General features: G+C 59.2%; 13 protein-coding genes and 2 tRNA genes. 6 read left to right on the top strand and 9 right to left on the bottom strand.

Annotated features, from left to right (window positions below; all coding sequences use genetic code 11):
• Window positions 1–5: 5 nt before the first annotated feature.
• A complete protein-coding gene (locus ROI90_RS05970) occupies window positions 6–1,178 on the bottom strand; it encodes a GNAT family N-acetyltransferase (protein ID WP_315997420.1) in 1,173 nt (390 codons plus the stop codon).
• A gap of 289 nt (window positions 1,179–1,467) precedes the next feature.
• On the opposite strand from ROI90_RS05970, the gene ROI90_RS05965 reads away from it, so the two are divergent.
• The gene (locus ROI90_RS05965) at window positions 1,468–2,751 is read left to right on the top strand and encodes a hypothetical protein (protein WP_315997419.1); all 1,284 of its coding nucleotides are present in this window, start codon (window positions 1,468–1,470) and stop codon (window positions 2,749–2,751) included.
• A gap of 3 nt (window positions 2,752–2,754) precedes the next feature.
• Here the strand turns inward: ROI90_RS05965 and ROI90_RS05960 are convergent, their stop codons facing one another.
• The 3 genes from ROI90_RS05960 to ROI90_RS05950 form a co-directional block, all read right to left on the bottom strand.
• Window positions 2,755–4,374: an ArnT family glycosyltransferase gene (locus ROI90_RS05960; RefSeq protein ID WP_315997418.1), complete on the bottom strand. Its 1,620-nt coding sequence runs from the start codon at window positions 4,372–4,374 to the stop codon at window positions 2,755–2,757.
• Window positions 4,375–4,491: 117 nt separating this feature from the next.
• A tRNA-Val gene (locus ROI90_RS05955) sits at window positions 4,492–4,566 on the bottom strand.
• Between the two features lie 25 nt (window positions 4,567–4,591).
• Window positions 4,592–4,666 (bottom strand) — tRNA-Val (locus tag ROI90_RS05950).
• Window positions 4,667–4,817: 151 nt separating this feature from the next.
• On the opposite strand from ROI90_RS05950, the gene ROI90_RS05945 reads away from it, so the two are divergent.
• The 3 genes from ROI90_RS05945 (at window position 4,818) to ROI90_RS05935 (ending at window position 10,025) form a co-directional block, all read left to right on the top strand.
• A complete protein-coding gene (locus ROI90_RS05945; RefSeq protein WP_315997417.1) occupies window positions 4,818–7,331 on the top strand; it encodes an AsmA-like C-terminal region-containing protein in 2,514 nt (837 codons plus the stop codon).
• Window positions 7,332–7,423: 92 nt separating this feature from the next.
• The gene (locus ROI90_RS05940) at window positions 7,424–8,335 is read left to right on the top strand and encodes a tellurite resistance TerB family protein (RefSeq protein ID WP_315997416.1); all 912 of its coding nucleotides are present in this window, start codon (window positions 7,424–7,426) and stop codon (window positions 8,333–8,335) included.
• A 112-nt stretch (window positions 8,336–8,447) separates the two neighbouring features.
• On the top strand, window positions 8,448–10,025 hold the full coding sequence (locus tag ROI90_RS05935) for a DUF4139 domain-containing protein (protein WP_315997415.1): 1,578 nt from the start codon (window positions 8,448–8,450) through the stop codon (window positions 10,023–10,025).
• 83 nt (window positions 10,026–10,108) lie between these two features.
• On the opposite strand, the gene ROI90_RS05930 is transcribed toward ROI90_RS05935, so the two are convergent.
• The gene (locus tag ROI90_RS05930; RefSeq protein ID WP_315997414.1) at window positions 10,109–11,218 is read right to left on the bottom strand and encodes a mechanosensitive ion channel family protein; all 1,110 of its coding nucleotides are present in this window, start codon (window positions 11,216–11,218) and stop codon (window positions 10,109–10,111) included.
• Window positions 11,219–11,333: 115 nt separating this feature from the next.
• Window positions 11,334–12,563, bottom strand: a complete 1,230-nt coding sequence (locus ROI90_RS05925; protein ID WP_315997413.1) for a Glu/Leu/Phe/Val dehydrogenase dimerization domain-containing protein — start codon at window positions 12,561–12,563, stop codon at window positions 11,334–11,336.
• Between the two features lie 376 nt (window positions 12,564–12,939).
• Here ROI90_RS05925 and ROI90_RS05920 point away from each other — a divergent pair, with 376 nt between their 5' ends.
• Window positions 12,940–13,248 carry an ArsR/SmtB family transcription factor gene (locus tag ROI90_RS05920; protein ID WP_044003755.1) on the top strand — a complete coding sequence of 103 codons (309 nt, stop codon included), beginning with the start codon at window positions 12,940–12,942 and terminating at the stop codon, window positions 13,246–13,248.
• Between the two features lie 102 nt (window positions 13,249–13,350).
• On the opposite strand, the gene hemA is transcribed toward ROI90_RS05920, so the two are convergent.
• Complete coding sequence (gene hemA / locus ROI90_RS05915) at window positions 13,351–14,622, bottom strand: glutamyl-tRNA reductase (RefSeq protein WP_315997412.1); 1,272 nt, start codon at window positions 14,620–14,622, stop codon at window positions 13,351–13,353.
• 264 nt (window positions 14,623–14,886) lie between these two features.
• On the opposite strand from hemA, the gene ROI90_RS05910 reads away from it, so the two are divergent.
• Window positions 14,887–16,074, top strand: a complete 1,188-nt coding sequence (locus tag ROI90_RS05910; RefSeq protein ID WP_315997411.1) for a sensor histidine kinase — start codon at window positions 14,887–14,889, stop codon at window positions 16,072–16,074.
• 74 nt (window positions 16,075–16,148) lie between these two features.
• Here the strand turns inward: ROI90_RS05910 and ROI90_RS05905 are convergent, their stop codons facing one another.
• Window positions 16,149–17,258: a lipocalin family protein gene (locus tag ROI90_RS05905; protein ID WP_315997410.1), complete on the bottom strand. Its 1,110-nt coding sequence runs from the start codon at window positions 17,256–17,258 to the stop codon at window positions 16,149–16,151.
• A gap of 255 nt (window positions 17,259–17,513) precedes the next feature.
• Window positions 17,514–18,551, bottom strand: coding sequence for a M14 family metallopeptidase (locus ROI90_RS05900; protein ID WP_315997409.1), 1,038 nt, complete (start codon window positions 18,549–18,551; stop codon window positions 17,514–17,516).
• Between the last annotated feature and the right edge of the window lie 322 nt (window positions 18,552–18,873).

Genomic DNA, 18,873 nt, shown 5'->3' with positions numbered 1-18,873 from the left:
TTCAACTACCGAATAATAGGACTCCGCTCGAAGGGGCGGTTGCGGTCGAACTGGTAGCGGTAGGTGACGTGGGTTTTGTAGATGCGGGCCCCGATGGAGCGGGTGAGGGCCAGCATGCGGGGGTTGAAGTCGCCAATCCAGTTCATTTCGATGTCGTGGTAGCCAGCGCGCATGAACTCCTGGCGGGCGTGCACCATGAGGGCGCTTTCCACGCCCTTGCCCTGCCAGGCCGGTACCACCCCGAAAATCACCCCGAACAATTTCTTATCCCGGCGCCGCTCGTATTTGCGCTGCTCCCACAAAAAGCGCAGCTTACCCCAGAGGTTGAAGTTGCGGCCTACGTGCTTGAAAATCTGGTTGAGCTCGGGCAGGCTCACAAAAAAGGCTACCGGCTCATCTCCCGCGTACGCAAACCATAAAATCCGCTCATCCAGCACGGGCTTCATCTGCTTCACCAGGTCGCGGGCCTTATCCAGGCTCATGGGGTTTACGCCGCTATGGTTGGCCCAGGCCAGGTTATACACGTGGTGAAAGTCGCGGGCCAGCTTATCGGTGTCGCGCTTACTGGCGTGGCGAAAACTGAACTCTGGATGCTCCTGGGCATAGCGCTGGGCAGCCTTATCAAAAGTGGGGTGCAACAGCGTGGCCACCTCGCGGTAGCAGGTGTACTGCTTGAAATAGAGCTGAAAGCCGTAGTTTTCGAACAGCGGCTGATAGTACGGTTGATGATAGAACATGCCGTAGTTGGGCTCGGTGAAGCCATCAGTAAGCAAGCCCCAAAACCGGTCCCGCTCCCCAAAGTTGATGGGCCCATCCATGGCCGCCTGCCCGCGCGCCGCCAGCCATTGCTGGCAGGTGTCGAACAGCTGGTTGGCCGCTTCCTGACTATCAATGCACTCAAAAAAACCCATACCGCCCACCGGTTGGGTGGGGTCGGTTTGGGGCGTGTGGTGGTTGATGAAGGCCGCTACCCGGCCGACAACCAGGCCGGCCGCATCCGTCAGCACCCAGCGGATAGCCTCGCCGTGCGCAAAATTCGGGTTCTTCTTGGGGTCAAAAACGGCCTCTATTTCGTGGTCAAGGGGAGAAATCCAGGCAGGCTGGTTCTGGTAGAGGCGGCTGGGCAAATCCAGAAACTGCCGGACCAGGGCCGGGGAGGTAACTTCGAGTACAGGCATGAGACTGATAATAAAGGAGCTGGCGTAGGTCCAGGGGGCTACAGCGGCAAACTCAGGGCTGGGTGATGCGAAACCTAGCGCACCGGCCGGCACATCACCAACAGCAAAGTAAAGCCATTTGCTTACCGGACGTACACCACGCAAGTCAACGGGGCTGCCAGGAAAATCAGCTGGCTACTAGGTAACCATCCTGACTGGCAGAGCGCAACGCCCGCCGCGTAAGACCAGGCCGAAACCTCACAAAACGCAGCTACATTCGGTCTTTCATATTTTCATCCTGCTTTTTCCGGTGCTTCGTTCTATTCCTCGTGCTATCTGGGCTGCGGCCGTACTGCTCCTGGCTCTTCGGCTGGTCCTCAACCTGGGGCTGAACCCCGGCCTGGAATGGAACTACGATGAGCGCCGCAACGGCCGCATTGCCGATAACTACCTGGCCGGCCGGGGCTACGTGAGCCTGGACCCGGAACGCAAGCAGCTCCGCCCCGATTCCTTTCACGCCAGCTTTCCGGTGTTTGTGTACGTGGCCTGGAGCCGGACTGGCCTGCCCCGGCACTACCTCACGCTGCTGGTGTACGCGGCGGCGGCGGGCTGCTACCTGCTGGGCGGGCTGTACGTGCAGCGCACCCTGGGGTACTATGGGTTGCGGCCGCATATAGCCTGGGCGGGGGCCTTACTATGGGCTTTGTCGCCGGGGGTGGTGTACTACATTGGCGCCTTCTGGTGGTACGAAAACTTGGCCTTGCCCTTGCTGATTGTAGTGGTATACAAGCTGCTGCGCCTGCACGGCGGCCGGCCCCTGCGCCTACCCGATGCCCTGCTCATTACCGGGGCCGTGGTGCTCTCGTGCTTGCTGCGGGGCTACTTGCTGGCGGTATACGGACTGTTGTTTGCAGTTTGGCTGCTACTGATGCTGCATCGGCCGGCACCACTGCGGCGGGCAGCCTGGGGTCTGGGCCTGGGGCTGCTGCTAACCCTGGGGCTGGCCCACACGCCCATCCTGCTCAAAAATTACCGGTTATTTGGGGTTTATGTGCTTAGCAATCAGGCTGGGTTTGAGCTGCTGCAGGGGCACAACTCCGTTACGCAGGGGCGCTTCATGTTTGATTGGGACGAGCGCCAGGGCCCTTTTGACCGGTATGTGCGCGCCCACGTCCCGCAGCTGGACTCCCTGAATCAGTACCAGGAAAGCCAGGCCCGGGCCCGGCTGGCCCGGCAATGGGTGGCCGCGCACCCGCAGGAGGAGGTTCAGCTACTGCTGCGCAAAACGGGCCTGTTCTTCTCCCCCGAAAACTTTGTCGCCGATGCCCCCCGCACACCCTGGAACCCCTTTACCGCCCTACTGCTGCTGGCTTTCGGGGCGGCAGTGCTCCTGACTTTGCTTGGCTACCGAGGACTGCGCTTCCAGCCGCACGACTGGCTGCTGCTCACGCCCGTGCTGGCCACCTGGTTGCTGAGTCTGGTATTTTTCGTGGGGTTTCGGTGGCGGTTTTTTGCTGAGCCGGCCTGGCTGCTGTTCCCGCTGGTGGTAGCGCAACGCCTGGGGTGGTTTGGCCGGAACACGGGCGGCCGGTAACCGTTACGGATGCTGGTAGATAGAGAGAATGGGTAGCCCATCGGCCGTAACTTGGTATACTTCCCAGCCGGTGGGCGTAACCACGGTGCCCGCCTGGCTGCGGTAATCCAGCAGCAGAAAGCGCCCCGGTGCCGTTTCACTTACCACAAACCGCTGCCTGTCAGTGGGAGGTAGCATAGCTCGGTTATTCTCGAAAGGAGGAATGTGCTGCGGGTCCACCAGAATTGGGCCCTGCGGATAAGTTCGCGCCAGGTATTCCAGCCCTTGCCGGTAGGAGAGGCCCCAGTAGTCACGCTCAAACCATTGCGCTGCCTTGTGAGTGGGCAGAAAGCTGAAATACACCTGTTGCTGCGGGTGCATCAGCGCCATGCGAATAACCGTAAAGGTCATTTCCAGGGTTACTACGCCGGCAATAGCCTGCGTTATTCGCCTCCGCTGCGTGGCCTGCCCGGCCCAGCGCCACAGCCGTACGCCCGCACCAACAGCCAGCAGCAGCAGTGCCGGGTATACAAAATACAAGTGCCGCCAGCCGTCGTATAGCACTGAGTTCATCCCTATTACCAGTACCAGCGGCCCCAGCAACCACCCGCAAAACAGCAAATCGAGCCGGCCGGTGTAGGTGCCCAGCACCGCCCGGGGGTGGGTGCATACCTGCCTGAGCTGCAGCCCCAGCCCCCCCAGTGCCGCCAGGGAGTAGGAAAGCGGAGTAGTAACCAGCAGCCAAACAGGGGCATAATGCCAGGGCAGCTCCTGCGCCGACTCATACTCGCCCCAGTACAGCACCTTGCCCTGCCACCGGAAGCGCCGCATGGCCTCAAAAGCCTGCAAGAAGTTGTCCAGCGGGGCCGCCCACAAGTAAGGCCAGCCGGCAATACCGGCACCCACCGTACTTAGCAGGTACACAGCTCCACTAGCCCCAAGACGCGCCCGGTTCAGGCTCTGCTGCGTTGGTTGAATAGCTTCCAGCAGCAGCAGGGCCAGCGTAAAGGGCACCAGCATGCTACCCAGGATCCGGATGTCCAGGGCCGCCGCCGAGGCCAGCCCGTGCACCAGCGCCCGGCCCGGCGTGGGCCGCTCCAGCAGCCGGGCCAGCGTGTACATGCCCAAGGTAAACGCCGCCAGAAATACCAGGTCCTTGGCGTTGTAGAAGGACTCGGCGAACATGCGGGGCGAAAGCACGAAGAGCAGCGCCGTAAACAGCGCCAGGTATTGATTGCGGAAGCGTAGCAACGCCAACCGGTACAGCGCCCAGATTCCGCCCACGCATACCAAAAAAGTGGCCATATGCCGCCACAGGTAGTAGGTGCGCAAGTCGGAGCCGGAACGGAGCGTAGTATGCAGGAGGGCCAGGGGTAGCTCAAATAGTACGCCGTGGTCATTATCCACGTAGCCAGCCAGGGGCGGTACTTGTTGCAGCAAAGGTTGACGAGCTGCCCACTCGGGCGCTACCAGCGTGACTATGTGCCGCAAGCTCACCAGGCCATTCAGGTGGTCTACGGGCTCATCCCAGGATACCCCGTAGTCGGCTACCAGCCAGGCCCCCAGCAGCAGCAAGCCCCCGAAAAAAGCCGGTGCCAGCCAGCGGGGTGCCCAAACGGTGGGGTTAGCAAGGAGGGAAGCCATCAGGGAAGAAGGTAAGCGGCAAACTTGCCAGAGCCAGCAAGGTACTTTCCGGCCGCAAAATGGCCGCTTTGGGCACAACAAAAAAGGACTGCCGCAGGCGGCAGTCCTTTTTTGTTGTGGGAGATACTGGGTTCGAACCAGTGACCCTCTGCTTGTAAGGCAGATGCTCTGAACCAGCTGAGCTAATCTCCCGAGGGGTAAGCGTACTCTAAAAAAGTGGGAGATACTGGGTTCGAACCAGTGACCCTCTGCTTGTAAGGCAGATGCTCTGAACCAGCTGAGCTAATCTCCCAATGGGCGTATCCTGTTTGGGATGGCAAATATGGGAGGCTGTTTTCGAAAACGCAACACTTTGTGCCATCTTTGGCTGAAGATTTTTTGCAGTTATTCGTTGGGTTCATCTCAACTAACTGCCAGTCAGAAATTTCAGCGGAAGGAATACAGTGCGTCGATTTCTGAAAATTTTCTGTTTTACCCTGCTTGGCCTGCTCACTATGGGCTGGCTGGGCTTGTGGCTGGGGCAGGATTACTTGGTAGGCTTGTTTGTGCGCGGGCTCAACCAGTACCTCTGCGTACCCGTGCACGCCAGCCGGTTGGAGGTATCGGCCCTGGATCAGTTTCCGCGCCTCTCGGTAACGCTGCACGATGTAACGGTGCGGGGCTCGGTGCCCACTGATACCGTGCGCCTGGCCCGGGCCAGGCGGCTGTACTGCGCCTTTAATGCCTGGGACCTGGTAAGTGGGCACTACCGCATCCGGGAGGTTACCCTCACCGATGCCCGGGTTCACATTCGGCGCAACCAGCAGGATGTGGGCAACTACCACATCATTTGCCCCGATACTGCCGCCGTTCAGCCCGATGACACACCTTTCAAGCTGGCCCTGGAAGGTATTCGGCTGGAGCGGGTAGCCGTGGTGTACGAAGATGCCGGCCGGCGCCAGTACATTGCCCTGCATACCCCCGTCGCCCAGGCTCAGGTAGCTATTATCGGGCCGCTGGTAGAGGTGGCCGCCACCGGCGAAGCCCTAGTGCGTACCGTGCGCCTGGGTTCCGACGACTATTTTCAGCAGAAACTCCTGCAACTCCGGGCCGCTGTACGCATCGACCGGCAGCAGCAACAGCTTACCATTCAGCCCTCAGAAATTGGGGTAGGCCCGGCACGTTACTCCCTGGCTGGTAGCATCGGCTACCGGGGCGCACCCCAGCTGAATGTGCGTTGTGAAGCTGCCGGGGCCGATGTGCAGGCGGTGCTGGCCCTGTTACCTCCCCGCCTCACGCGCTCCTTGGCCGGCTACCGCAGCCGGGGGCAGGTGTATTTCGGGGGCACAGTGCAGGGAGAGTGGTCAGATAAGCAGAACCCGGCGGTGCAGGTGCAATTCGGCTGCCGGCAGGCGTCGTTTTTTCACCCTAAGTACCGGCAGGCGGTGGAGCAGGTAAGCCTGAGGGGGACGTTCAGCAACGGCGCCGCCCGCAACGGCCGCACAGCGGTACTGGCTTTGCAGAACATCCAGGGCCAGCTAGCCGGGCGGGCCTTCAGCGGCCAGCTACGGCTGGAAAATTTCATCAATCCGCAACTGGTCCTCACGGCCCGGGCCGATGTGGATTTACGGCGCGCGGTGCAGTTTTTCCCGGTGGCGGCGGTGCAGTCGGCCCAGGGGGAAGCGCAAGTGGCGCTGCAACTCAACGGTCCGTTGCGCTCCATCCGGGCGCGGCCTACTGCCCGGCAAGCCAGCGGGCAGCTTACGTTTAGAGGAGTTACCCTGCGCCTGCGCGACTTCCGGCAGCCATTTACCGGCCTGGCTGGGCGGCTGGAGTTGCGCGGTGCCGATGTAGCCTTTCCAAGCATTGTGGGGCGGTTGGGTAACTCTGATTTTCAGGCCCGCGGAACCTTACATAACATAACCGGCTGGGCCACCAACGCCCGCCAGCCTCTGCGTGTGGAAGCCGCCGTAACCTCTGAGTTGCTTGATTTCAACCAATTACTGTATGTGTATCAGCCGGTGAAAAGCAGCGCGGCTAAGCCGGGCCAGCCCGCGTCAGGCGGCTTACACGTACCCGCTACGCTGGCGCTGAGCGTGCAAACCCAAGCCCGGCAGGTGCGGTTTAGGCGGTTGCGGGGGCGGCAGCTGCGTGGCACAATGCGGCTGCAAAACCAGGTGTTCAGCTCTCCGGGCCTCACCCTGCTGGCCGCTGGTGGGCGCATAAGCGTGCGGGGCACGGTAGACGCCCGCCGGACGGAATTGCTGAAAGCCAGCACCGTAGCCAGCTGTCAGCAGCTGCCGCTGGACAGCCTGTTCTACGTGTTCGAGAATTTTGGGCAGCAGTTTATTACGGCCCGCCACCTGCGGGGCCGGCTGACGGCCACCGCCGAGTCGGACACGTATTTCGATGCGCACCTGAGCCCGCTAACCGAGCGGCTGGAAGCGGAAGTGCACGCCACTATTCAGGACGGACAACTGCTTGACTTTGAGCCCTTGCAGCGGCTGAGTCTGGTAGCTAACCGGGCCACTTTGCGCCACCTGCGCTTTGCCGAACTGCGCAATAGCCTCTACGTGCAGAGCCGTACCGTGTACATTCCGCAGATGGATATTCGCTCCAACGTGCGGGCGGCATCCCTAATTCGGATAACGGGCACGCATACGTTTGATCAGCAGATAGACTACCATGTGCAGATTCCGCTGCTGCCGGGTTTGTTGTCGCGGGTAGCGGCCCGCGCCGATGGGCCGGGGCTGCGGCTGGCTATTCAGGGCTCTGAGGATCAGTTTACGGTGCGCTACGAGGCTGGCCCCGGGCGCCCGGCCCCCGCCCCGACTGCTACACCTAGTTCAACGGCGCCGGTAACCGCTACTCCGGCTGCCCCGCCCGTTGCAAGGCCTGCCTCCCGCCCCTCATTCGAGGTGAAGAAGCCCGTGAAGCAGCCCGCCCAGCCCCAAACGGGCGAGTATTTTGAATTTTAGGCCGGCTGAGGGCGGGTTATTCCAACCCCATTCAGCCCCTCTGCGTTAAGGCCCGAAGAGTTCTTTCCACTCCACCCCATTCTCCTCTCGCCATGAACGATACGCAGCTACTTCAGAATTATTCAGATCAGGAAAAAGCGGCTTACCTCAGCGTTATTGCCAGCCTGGCTTCAGCCGACCGGGAAGCCTCGGCGGCCGAAATTGAGTTTTTGCAGCAGCTGGCCCACCAGGCCGGCCTCAGCGGCGGTGCTACCCAGCAGGTACTGTCTTCGGCCAAAGATGCTAGTAACGAGTCAATCAAAGCCAACCTAGATGCCCTGCGCGGCAGCGACCTACGCTTTTCCCTGGTAACCGACCTCATCAGTTTTGCCCGCGCCGATGGCTCTTATGCCAACGATGAGGAAGCCATGATCAACAAAATTGCCAGCTACCTTGGCATCACGCCCCAGCAAACTCAAACCCTGAACCAAGTAGTAGACCAGGCAGAGCAGGTACCGCACAACGCCAGTGACCCGGCCAAACAAGGCTTTTTCGGGGGCATTACCGATAAGCTGGAAAGCGCCGGTATTCCCAAAAGCGCCCTGATGGCCGGCTTGCTCGGCGTAGTGGCCCCCATGGTTATTTCGAAAGTAATGGGTGGCCGTAGCAGCCAAGGCATAGGTGGTATGGGCGGCGGCTTGTTGGGCGGCGGCTCCATGGGCGGCTTGCTAGGCGGTGCTGGCGGTAGCGGCATGGGCGGCTTGCTCGGCGGCCTTCTCGGAGGCGGTTTGCTTAGCGGCGTACTGGGCGGCGGTGGCCAGCAGCAAACCACCGATTCGTACGGTAACTATCCGCAGCAAGGCAGCCACGTAGGTGGTGGCGGGCTGGGCTCTTTGATGTCAATTCTCGGTGGCCTGGGAGGCCAGCCTAACTCGCAGCCCCGGAGTGCCGGCGGTGGCGGGCTGGGTGGCCTGATGAACGGCGGCATGGGTGGCCTGCTGGGCGGCCTGCTGGGCGGACGGTAAACAGCCTGGAAGATACATATCAAGCCGGCCAGTTCTGTTGCTACAGAGCTGGCCGGTTTTTTTGTGCTAGGTGTTGTGTGCATCTTGGCCAGTATTATTCAATACCATTCGTATGAAACTAGTTGTACTGGTAGGTTTACTGCTGGTGGGCCTTGCGGCACAGGGGCAAAACAGAGCGGCAATTGAGGTGCGCCCACCACTGAAAGTGGCAACACTATACCTGAGCAGTATAGAGCTGGAACACCAGGCAGATGTGCAGTTGCCAGCGGGTACGAGCCGGTTACTTATCGGCAACGCCTCACGCTACCTTAGCAAGGCCAATGAAGTGGAGGTGCGCTTTGGTGATGGAGTAGAAGTGCTGTCGGTGGATGATGATGAGGTGGAAGAGACAGGAGCTGCCTCCTCGCGGCCTGCTGCCCTCGGCCGAGCTGCAGCGGATAGTCTGGGGCGAGCTACTGACGAGTTGGCCCGCCTGGATGCTGAGCTGAAGGCCCTGGAAGAAGAAAAAGCCATGCTGCTGGCCAACCGCGTGCTGCCAAGCGGAACGCAGGCAAACTGGAGTACTGAAGTACAAAAAGGGGCCTCCCAACTCCGTGCCCGCCTAGTGGCAATTCAGTTAACCACACGTCAGCTTACGGCGCAGCAGGAGGTGCAAAAAGGCCTTGTGCAGGGAATGGAGCGGCGTAACCAGCCCGCCGAGCAGGTCAAGCCTTTCTATATCACCGTGCGCGTAGCGCGGGCGGGTACCTTTCCGCTACGGCTGCGCTACGGGGCCAACCGGCTGCTCACCTGGCGGCCCAGGCTGGAAATTCGGGCCGATGGAACCGGCCAGACAGTGCAGTTTGTGCCCGGTGGGCAAGTATACAACCGCACCGGTCTTGATTGGAACAGGGTGCGGGTGGTGCTCGTGAACGAGGTAAAAGAGGTAGACATCAGCAAGCCTGCTATGGAGCCCTGGACGCTCGACTCCGACGGCCAGGACGACCACGTGGGCGAGGGCCGGGTAGATGCGTACGTGGTAAAAGGTAGCTCAGCTGGCCGGCCTACGGAGGCCTCACAAGGAACCCGCTACGAGGTGCCGGAGCTGGTGTCGCTGAAAGCCGGAGCATCGCGCCGCCTTGTACTACCAATTCTCACCCTGCCTTCCCGCACCGAGTACTTGGCGCTGCCGAAGCTGTCGGAAAAAGTATTCCGGCAGGCGAAAGTGAGCGGGTGGGAAGGCCTGCATCTGCCCGATGAAGCGCAGGTGTACTACGGTGGAGCTTACGTGGGCGACGCCGAGCTGGAAGGTCGGGCCTACAACGACTCGCTGGAGCTGGCGCTGGGCTATGATGAGCGCATTGTGGTAGGCCGCACCAAGCTAGAGGACTACAGCCGCAACGTGGGCAGCCAGAAGCGTAAAGTGCGCCTGACCTACGAGCTGAACGTACGCAACCTGCGGGCGGAGCCGGTACGCATCAAAGTGCAGGACCAAGTGCCCGTATCCAGTGAAAAAGAAATTGAGGTGAAGGTGATAGAAACCAGCGGGGCCCAGCTGGAGGAGCGTATTGGCCGCCTGACGTGGTACCTGACCCTGGCCCCGAACGCCAGCCAGCGCCTGAAATTCAGCTTCGAGGTAGAAATGCCGAAGGATAAAGAAGTTAACATCATCAAGCACGACATCCGCATCCGCTCCCCTAAGTTCCGGTAAGCTGCTTGCAGTTGCAGTTGCCCCCAACAGAACAGGCCCCGTTTGAAGCGGGGCCTGTTTGGGTTATAGTCGAAAATCTGGCGTTAGCCTGGCAGCCCGCTCACCTGCACAATGGTGGTGCCAGTGCTGGCGAAGGTGCCGCCGGCCTGCTCCACGGTTTCCACCAGCCGGTAGTTCAGCTCCTCCTTTACCTCCAGATACTCATCGTAGTTGGTGGTTTCTACGAAGTATTGCACCGTAACCTCCTTGGCGGCGGGCGTGAGGGCCGAGAATTGCATCTGCACCTCTTTGGTTACCAGTGGGTTTTCCTCAATAGTGCGTTTCCCTTCCTCTACAATGCGGTGAAGCTGCTGGCTGGTGGTGGCGTGACTCAGGGCCAGGGTGAAGTTTACGCGCCGGGCCGTGCGCAACGAGAGGTTATCCAGGGGCTTGTCAATCATGCTCTTGTTGGGCACCGTCACGTAGCTTTTCTCAGCTGTGCGCAGGCGGGTACTCCGGAAGCCTACTTTCTCCACGGTGCCGATTACCCCGCCCACATCCACTAGGTCGCCCACGGCAAAGGGCCTATCGAGGAAGATGGTGAAGGAGGCAATCAGGTTTTCCAGGCTTTCCTTGGCGGCGAAGGCCACCGCCAAACCACCGATGCCCAGGCCCCCAATCAGGGCCGTTACGTTCACGCCAAACACCCGGCTCAGCATCACCAGAAAGGTAATGGTGAGCACCAGCACCTTCAGCAAATCCTTGGCGAAGGGAATGAGCTGGTTGCTGAGGCGGGAGTGACTGTTTTCGGAGCGGCGCTGGAACACGAGCACCAGAAAATCGATGATGCGCAGCCACACCCAGCCAATACCCCAGATAACGGCCAGCTGAAACAGCCGAAACAACAAACGCTTCGCCCAGGGCTCATTGTGGGCAATTTCGGAGCTGCGTACCGGATAGTCCAGCACCTGAAACGCGAAGTAGGCCGTGACCAGGAAGATAACGATGGACAGCGGCTGAATCAGCAGGGCCTGAAACTGCTCCTCCGACACCCCCTCCGTACGCCGCCGGATAAACCGAAACACCAGCTTGGACAGCAGCCGGGACAGCAGCGTTTTGAAGGCATACCCAAACAGCAATATGCCTGCGCACCACAAGTACGCCGCCACGTTGTTGCCCAAAAACCGATAGTTGAGAATTTCCTGAAGGGTCATAGGAAAGGACTTAGTTTTTAGTGCCTAGTTAATAGTGCCTGGTACTTAGGTCGTTCAATCCGAAAATGGTAATGAACAACCTAAGCACCAGGCACTACCAACTAAGCACTAGGCTCTATACCAATTGGCGCAGGGCCATTTCAAACGACTTCTGGGCAATGCCAGTAGTCGCGTCGCCTTGGTGGCGGGTGCGCTCTAAGGCCGCCCGGATGATGCGGGACGTGTCCTGGAAAATGGCCTGGTCGGTAATTTCGGCGTTGGATTCCATCAGGTAGGCGAAAACCCGGGCCATGCCGCAGTTGGCAATAAAGTCGGGGATAACGCTGGTGTGGGCATCGGCAAACTCACCGGTAGGGCCGAAGAAGATTTCCGGGTCCTGGAAAGGTACGTTGGCCCCGCAGCTAATCACCTCTAGGCCCCCGGCTACCAGCTGCTCCACCTGCTGGCGCGTCACCAGCCGGGAGGCCGCCGCCGGAATAAAAATTTCGGCCCCGCTGCTCCAGATGCGCTGGTTTACCTCTTCAAACGAAAGCAGGTTGTCGGCGGTGAGGGCGTTGCCCTGGCGGCGCAGAAACAGCTCCCGGATTTCTTCCAGCGTGAAGCCTTCTTCCTTAATCAGGCCCCCGGCCCGGTCGATGATGCCGGTGATGCGCGCACCCTGGCTGGCCATGTAGTAAGCCGCCGCCGCACCCACGTTGCCCCAGCCCTGCACAATAGCCCGCTTGCCGGCCACTGCGCGGCCACCCCACAGCTCGTAGTAGTGGCGCACGGCCTCGGCCACACCGTAGCCCGTAATCAGGTCGGCCACGGTGTATTTGCGGCTCAGGTCGGGGGTGAAGGTGGCATCTTCCAGCACTTTCACCACGCCTTGGCGCAGCTGCCCCAGCTTCTGAATCTTTTGGGGCTCGGTGGCCCGGTAGTGGCCGTTCACAATGCCTTCCTGCGGGTGCCAGAGGCCGTAATCCTCCGTAATCGGAATCACATCGTGAATTTCGTCCACGTTCAGGTCGCCGCCGGTGCCGTAGTAGTTCTTCAGCAGGGGAATTACGGCCTTGTACCAGCGCTCCAGCACACCGCGCTTGCGCGGGTCCTGGGGGTCGAAGTTGATGCCGGATTTCGCGCCCCCAATAGCCGGGCCCGATACGGTGAACTTCACCTCCATCGTTTTGGCCAGGCTTTCTACTTCCCGCTTGTCCAGGCCCTTACGCATGCGGGTGCCGCCACCGGCCGCCCCGCCGCGCAGGGAGTTAATCACCACCCAGCCCTCGGCCTCGGTTTCGGCGTCCTTCCATTCAAAAACTATTTCGGGGCGTTTATTCTCAAACTTGGCCAGCAGGTCTTTCATCCGTTCAGGTAGTAGGGTGGTGGGTGGAACTCAGAGGGGGCAAAGGTAAGCAGCCCCAGCGGCCAAGCCATATTCGCTTCGGTAGTAAGCACCTGGCTACTAAGCAGGGCGCAGGCACAGCAACAAAGCCAGTTTATATAGGATAAATTATACACTCGGTGATGGTGACCTGTAAAAGCACGCGCCACGCAGCTTTAGTGGCCGGGCTTCGTCTGTTGTCGGCAAGAAGCCGTAAAGGGGCATACGGATCCAATTTCCGCGGTTTATAAATTTTTTTCGTCTCTGGTACGCTGGGAGGAACTTTGCGGGGCTTGAATATCGTATTACCCCTATTCCTGCATATCCCCCACTGGTCCCACCACCGTTGTAACGACATATGAAACCTTTGCTTTCACGAGTAGAATCCAAAAAAGTAGATAAGGCGGCCGCCATGCTCAAAGTGCTGGCCCATCCCAAACGGCTGGCTATTGTTGACCTGCTGGGTAAGGAAGAGAAAATGACCGTCACGGAAATTTACCGTTCCCTGGATTTGCCTCAGGCCATTGCCTCTCAGCACCTTATCACCTTGAAAGACCGGGGTATTTTGTCCTCGTTCAAAGTAGGCACCAAAATCTACTACTCCCTCTCCATCCCCAAGCTGCTCGACGTAATCGACTCGCTGGAGGATTGCTGCGACACGATGTAAACTTGCTCTGCGCCTGCTGGTGTCGTTGCCTGCAAATAAAAAGCCCGCTTCACAGTTGTGAAGCGGGCTTTTTCTGTATTGGTCGGGTGGGGCTGGTAGTGCTTAGGCAACGTTGGGTTGGCGCTCCAAGTCAAACAAGTCGGTGAGTACGTCGATGAGCTGGTCGGCCTCGCCGCGTTTGCAGGCCGCTTTCAGCTGGAGCACCGGCTGCTTGAGGATTTTTTGCATTAGGGAGCGGGTAATGTCGTCCATGCGCTTGGTTTCCTCGGGGCTCATCTTCTTCTGGTAGCGGTCCATTTCCTCCAGCCGAATCTGCTCCAGGGCATTTTTTAGCTTTTGAATAGTGGGTGACACCAGCATTTCCTTGCTCCAGTCCTGCAAACCCAGGATGCTTTCCTCAATGATGGCCCGCACCTGCGGCACGGCGGCCAGGCGGCGCTCCAACGCGGCCGAAGCCTTGCTCTGGATGGCATCGATATTATACACCAGCACGCCGGGCACCTGCTCCACGTCGGTGGCAATGCTGCGGGGCACGGAAAGGTCAATGAAGAACTTGTAGCTCAGCACTTCCAGGCGCTCCACCATGTCGCGGGTGAAGAACGGGTCCTGGCGGGAAATGCTGCTGATAATCACATCCGCTTCCTTCATGCCCTGCACCAGATTCTCGAAATCCAATACTTGCAGGCCGCACTCCTCGGCCAGCTCATCGGCCTTGGACCGGGTGCGGTTGCAGATGGTTACGTGGGTAAACACCTTGCTGTCACCGAAATGGCGGCACACGTCGGCCCCAATTTCGCCCAAGCCTACCACTAGCACGCGGGCGTTGGCCACGTCGGCAGTTAGCTCCTCAACCAGTTCCAGCGCGGCGTAGGAGGTGGAAGCGGCACCGTCGCGGAAGGAAGTTTCCTGCTGTACGCGCTTGTTGGTGAAGAACACGGTGTGCAGCAGGCGGTGCAGGAAGGGCCCGGCCGCATCCTCATCTGCCGACCACTGGTAGGCTTGTTTTACCTGGTTGCTGATCTGCAAATCACCCACTACCTGGGCATCGAGGCCCATGGCTACCTCAAACAGGTGGCGCACAGCCTCCGTCTGCTGGTCCAGCACATCGAAATAGGGGAAATACTCGGTTACCTCGGGCAGGTTTTTCAGCTGGCCCAGGGCTTCAATAATGGCCGGACTCTGGTCACGCTCCGCCGAGTAGTACACTTCGGTGCGGTTACAGGTGCTCAGTACCAGCAGGTCGGTCAGGCCAAGCTCGTGGTGCAGGGTGTGCAGAAAACGCCGACAGGCAGTTTCATCCAAGGCAATAAGCTCCCGAATTTCCAGGGGAGCTTTCTTGAAGGATAAACTAAGGGCCTTGAAAGGTTGAAGCATAGCAGTTGCTAGTGCGGAAATCAGGGGGCAAAAATACGTTACAAATTGCTAGGTAAAAACAGTTAGAGTACGCCCAGGGTTCGGGTGAGGCTGAAATTGAGGCAGAAACCTAGTTTAAACCGGCTAACCAACGATTATTCGGGCTGAAACTGACGAAAATCATTTGACCGGCGTTGCTAGGGCAGACCTTGCGGGGGCCGCAAACGTATCTTCGCCGCAGCGGCGGCCGTATCCGGGCCTGCTGACTTACCCCACTTCCTGCCCGTGCTGCCCATCCCCATCTACGACCAAAAGTCCCGCATCAAGCTTGTCATTGTGGCCGTGGCCCTGCTCATTGGGGCGGCCACCGTCATCTACACTAACGTGCTGGTGCAGCGCCTCTCGGAGCGGGAGCAGGAGCAGATTGACCTGTACGCCAAAACTCAGCGCTACATCATCAACACCGAGGAAACCTCCAATCTGTCGTTTCTGATGGATGAGATTATCGGGGCCAACACCACCATTCCGGTTATCGTGACGGATGGGGACGGCAACATTGTGGATGCGCGCAACGTGAACGTGCCCAAGGGCGCCTCGGAGCAGGCCTCCATTAAGCAGCTGCGGCAGGAAATTGAGCTGATGAAGGAGCAGCACCCGCCCATCGTCATTGAAATTGGGGCCGGGCTGCGCAACTACATCTATTATAAGGAGTCGGATTTACTCACGCAGCTGCGGCTGTACCCGCTGGTGCAACTGGCTATTATTGGGTGCCTGGCCGTCATTGCCTACTTCGCGTTCAGCTACTCCCGCCGGGCCGAGCAAAACCGCGTGTGGGTGGGCCTGGCCAAGGAAACAGCCCACCAGCTGGGCACACCCCTGAGCAGCCTGGTGGGCTGGCAGGAGTATTTGCGGGAGTCGGAGCGGTTTCGGGGGGAGCCCATTGTGGAGGAGCTGGGCAAGGACATCCGGCGGCTGGAAATTATTACTGAGCGGTTCAGCAACATTGGCTCGGTGCCGGTGCTCAACGACGAGAATATTCTGCGGGTAACTCAAAATGCTATTGCCTACCTGCAAAGCCGGGTGTCGCGCAAAGTCAGCTTTGAAGTAAAAACCGACCTGCCCACCGACACACCCGCCCAGGTAAACATTCCGCTCTTCGACTGGGTGATTGAAAACATCTGCAAAAATGCCGTGGACGCCATGGATGGTAAGGGCAGTATTACCATTCACCTGCGCCGTCCTATCCGCAACAAGTCCCAGATTGCCATTGATATTACAGACACCGGCAAAGGCATTTCCAAGAGCAAGCTAGACCGGGTATTTCAGCCTGGCTTCACCACCAAAAAGCGGGGCTGGGGCCTGGGCCTGGCGCTGGCCAAGCGGATTATTGAGAACTACCACAAGGGAAAGCTCTTCGTGAAATGGAGCGAAGTCGGCCGCGGCACCACCTTCCGGGTGATTCTGAATGGGTGAGGTTTAGTTGTTAGTTGCTGGTTATCAGTTGTTAGCAAAGTCTTTCTAACAACTGACAACCAGCAACTAACAACTCATTTTCCCCGGTTGGTTAGCTCGATGTAGCTATTGCCGCTGACGGGGCGGCCGTGGTGAGTGCCTTCTACTTTGCACATGCCTTCCCAATAGTGCATTTTGATGCCGGCGAACAGCTTGAGGGTTAGCTCCTGGTCGGCCATCAGTGGAGTAAGGATGAGGTCATACTCCTGGCTGGGGATGCGCAGGCGCCACTTGCTGGGGTAGCGCAGCTTGGAGTGGGGGCTGGTCCAGTAGTCCAGCACTTCCAGCTGGAAATCCTGGGCTTTCAGGTCTACTACGATGCCCCCGCTTGCACTGTAATAGGTACCCCCACTCACGCTTCGGTCGGAGTTCCGGTCAAACAGCTGATAGGTCATGATTTCGTGGTGGCCCACCGCTTCCTTGGTATCGGGCTGGCCACTTTCCGTCAGCGTCGGCTCATCGAGTTGCAGGGAAAACCAGTCCCACCCGATGCCTTTGTTGGTGACGCTGTTACAGTTCCATTGCCGGTCGTACCAGAGGTAGCCCTGCACTTCGCGCACTTTACCGTCTACCTCAATGGTGCCTTTGGTGGACATGCGCGGGTAGCTATAGTAGCCGGCCTTGGCTACGTCGCCGTAATTCTCGTAGCCGGTGCCGCTGTGCAGCAGCAGGCCTTTGTGGGGCGTAGTGCGCAAGTTAATGGCGTAGCCGGGGTGGGCCGCCATCCGGCCCTGGAGTACATACGTGCCGGTTTGGCCGCCCAGAGTCCAAATTTGATCCTTTTTCTTGGTTTTAAGGCTTAGGGGCAACTGTGGTTCCAGCAGCTGGGGCAGGCGCTCCACTTTGTAGTCGTAGCGGAACTGCTGGGCCTGCGGGTCGGTGAGGGCGAAGTTGACCATCTGCCAGTCGCGCTTGCCATTCAGGTTGAAGTGGAAAAACACGTACTCCACCCCGAACTGCTCGCCGGTTTTTTTGTCGCGCAGGTGGCCGGTGAAGTACCACCACTCCAGGGAGTTCTGCTTGTGCACGGCCTCCTCCTGGGGCAGTTGGGCCCGCTCCGTGAATACGTCAAATTTATTGGTCGGCTTCAGGGCGCAGCCCGCCGCCGCAAACAGCAAAAAAGTAGCCAGCAGGTAGTTCTTCATACTGCCGGAATAAGCCTTTTTGGGGCCGAAAGGTTTAGTTTAACGAGGCTGCTAAATCGGAAAATGAGCAGCTTTACCTTACTAAGAACGTTCTGCTGAGCGCAGCCGACGCAGCTCGCGCGCTGACGCTGCTTGACTAACCCAGGGTTTAAATGCTGGGCTACGGAGCCGTGCCAGTCCCACAATTCAACAACGTCAGCACGTAAGATGCTTCGCCTTCGGCTCTGCATGACAGTTTCTGAACGCGTACGGAGGCTACTGCCGGGCCGGGGCTTCGCCGATGGTGAACAGGTTGTCGCCCTTGTTGATAGGAGGTGTGCCCGTCATCACCAGCACTACGCCGTTGGCAGTGGCCGTTACGTCGGTCAGGTGGCTGCCGAACAGGTCGGTTATGTGGCCCAGCGCCTGGCCTTGGTACACGAACTCGCCGGCCTTCACCTTCGGAAAGAAAAAGCCGGTGTGCTGGCTATCGATGCTCACGCGGCGGGTAACCAGGTAGGGCGCCGGACTGGCGGGCAAGGTGCCTTCCTCGATGCGCAAGTGCATCAGCAGCCGGTGCAGCGCCTGCCTGATGAGGGCTACGTTTTCGGATTCGGGCATTCCCAGGCGGCCGCACTCAATATCGGCGGCCGGAATGCCGCGCTTGATGGCTTCGCGGGAGCAGTACACGCTTGCGGCCTTGAGCGTGGGCTCGTTGCCGAACTGGATGACGTAGGGAAAACCCATAGCTACGGCCATCTGCCGGCCTTTTTCGGATAGCTCGGGCGTATCGAAGTAGTTGTAGTAGCCGGCGTAGGGGCGCAGGTCTTCGGGGGCGTCGCCGGCGTGCACGTCCACCACGTAGTGGCAGCGGCCGATGATGTCGTGGCTCAGCAGCCAGGCCAGCCGCTCGGTAACGGTGCCGGTGGCCTGGCCTGGAAATACGCGGTTCAGGTTTTTGTTGTCCTGGGGGTTAACGTTGACGCTACGCCCCAGAAAGCCCGCCACGTTGGCTATGTGCACCAGGATAATAGTGCCGCTGAGCTGCGCCGGGTCCAGTTCCCGGGCCAGCTGCTGGGCCGCCAGTATCGGCGGATACTCGTAGCCGTGCACCCCGGCAATGATGCCCAGCACCGGCCCCGGCTTGCGCCCGTGAAACACCGTAACCGGCACCACGGCCGTGTCGCGCCCATCCGTCACGGGCAGCAGCACCGCCAGCTTCTGCCCCGGCGCTATCGACTTGCCGTTGAATTGGAAAGGCTTCCAGGGAGCAGCAAAGGAGATGGTACCAGCAAAGAAGCAGCTTAAAAACAAGCAAAAACGAAGTAATGGCAACATTGAAAGGTAATCAGGTGCAGAAAAGGAGGCTGGTCAACTAGCAGTATTATTCTTAAGCTGTCATGCTGAGCTTGCGAAGGACCTTATCATGCCTGAACTAGTCGCAAGATGATTTTTCAAGCGTGATAAGGTCCTTCGCAAGCTCAGGATGACAGACGCGTTATTGTATTGCCGAGCAGCTTTTAAGTACTGGTTCATAAGTAACCGTATGCACGTCATGCTGAGCTTGTCGAAGCATCTCTACCTCTTCTTTGGATAGTTCAGGCGAAGCGGTAGAGATGCTTCGACAAGCTCAGCA

It is taken from the genome of Hymenobacter endophyticus (assembly GCF_032464715.1).
Taxonomy (GTDB): Bacteria; Bacteroidota; Bacteroidia; order Cytophagales; family Hymenobacteraceae; genus Hymenobacter; species Hymenobacter endophyticus.
Note: the sequence above shows the minus strand (reverse complement) of the source record. Positions and strands in the feature narration are given on the sequence as shown.

What these genes read in the sequence shown, in the direction of transcription:
- ROI90_RS05970 (WP_315997420.1), bottom strand. Translation starts at nt 1,178, where the DNA reads ATGCCTGTACTCGAAGTTACCTCCCCGGCCCTGGTCCGGCAGTTTCTG.
- ROI90_RS05960 (WP_315997418.1), bottom strand. Translation starts at nt 4,374, where the DNA reads ATGGCTTCCCTCCTTGCTAACCCCACCGTTTGGGCACCCCGCTGGCTG.
- ROI90_RS05940 (WP_315997416.1), top strand. Translation starts at nt 7,424, where the DNA reads ATGAACGATACGCAGCTACTTCAGAATTATTCAGATCAGGAAAAAGCG.
- ROI90_RS05935 (WP_315997415.1), top strand. Translation starts at nt 8,448, where the DNA reads ATGAAACTAGTTGTACTGGTAGGTTTACTGCTGGTGGGCCTTGCGGCA.
- ROI90_RS05930 (WP_315997414.1), bottom strand. Translation starts at nt 11,218, where the DNA reads ATGACCCTTCAGGAAATTCTCAACTATCGGTTTTTGGGCAACAACGTG.
- ROI90_RS05925 (WP_315997413.1), bottom strand. Translation starts at nt 12,563, where the DNA reads ATGAAAGACCTGCTGGCCAAGTTTGAGAATAAACGCCCCGAAATAGTT.
- ROI90_RS05920 (WP_044003755.1), top strand. Translation starts at nt 12,940, where the DNA reads ATGAAACCTTTGCTTTCACGAGTAGAATCCAAAAAAGTAGATAAGGCG.
- hemA (WP_315997412.1), bottom strand. Translation starts at nt 14,622, where the DNA reads ATGCTTCAACCTTTCAAGGCCCTTAGTTTATCCTTCAAGAAAGCTCCC.
- ROI90_RS05905 (WP_315997410.1), bottom strand. Translation starts at nt 17,258, where the DNA reads ATGAAGAACTACCTGCTGGCTACTTTTTTGCTGTTTGCGGCGGCGGGC.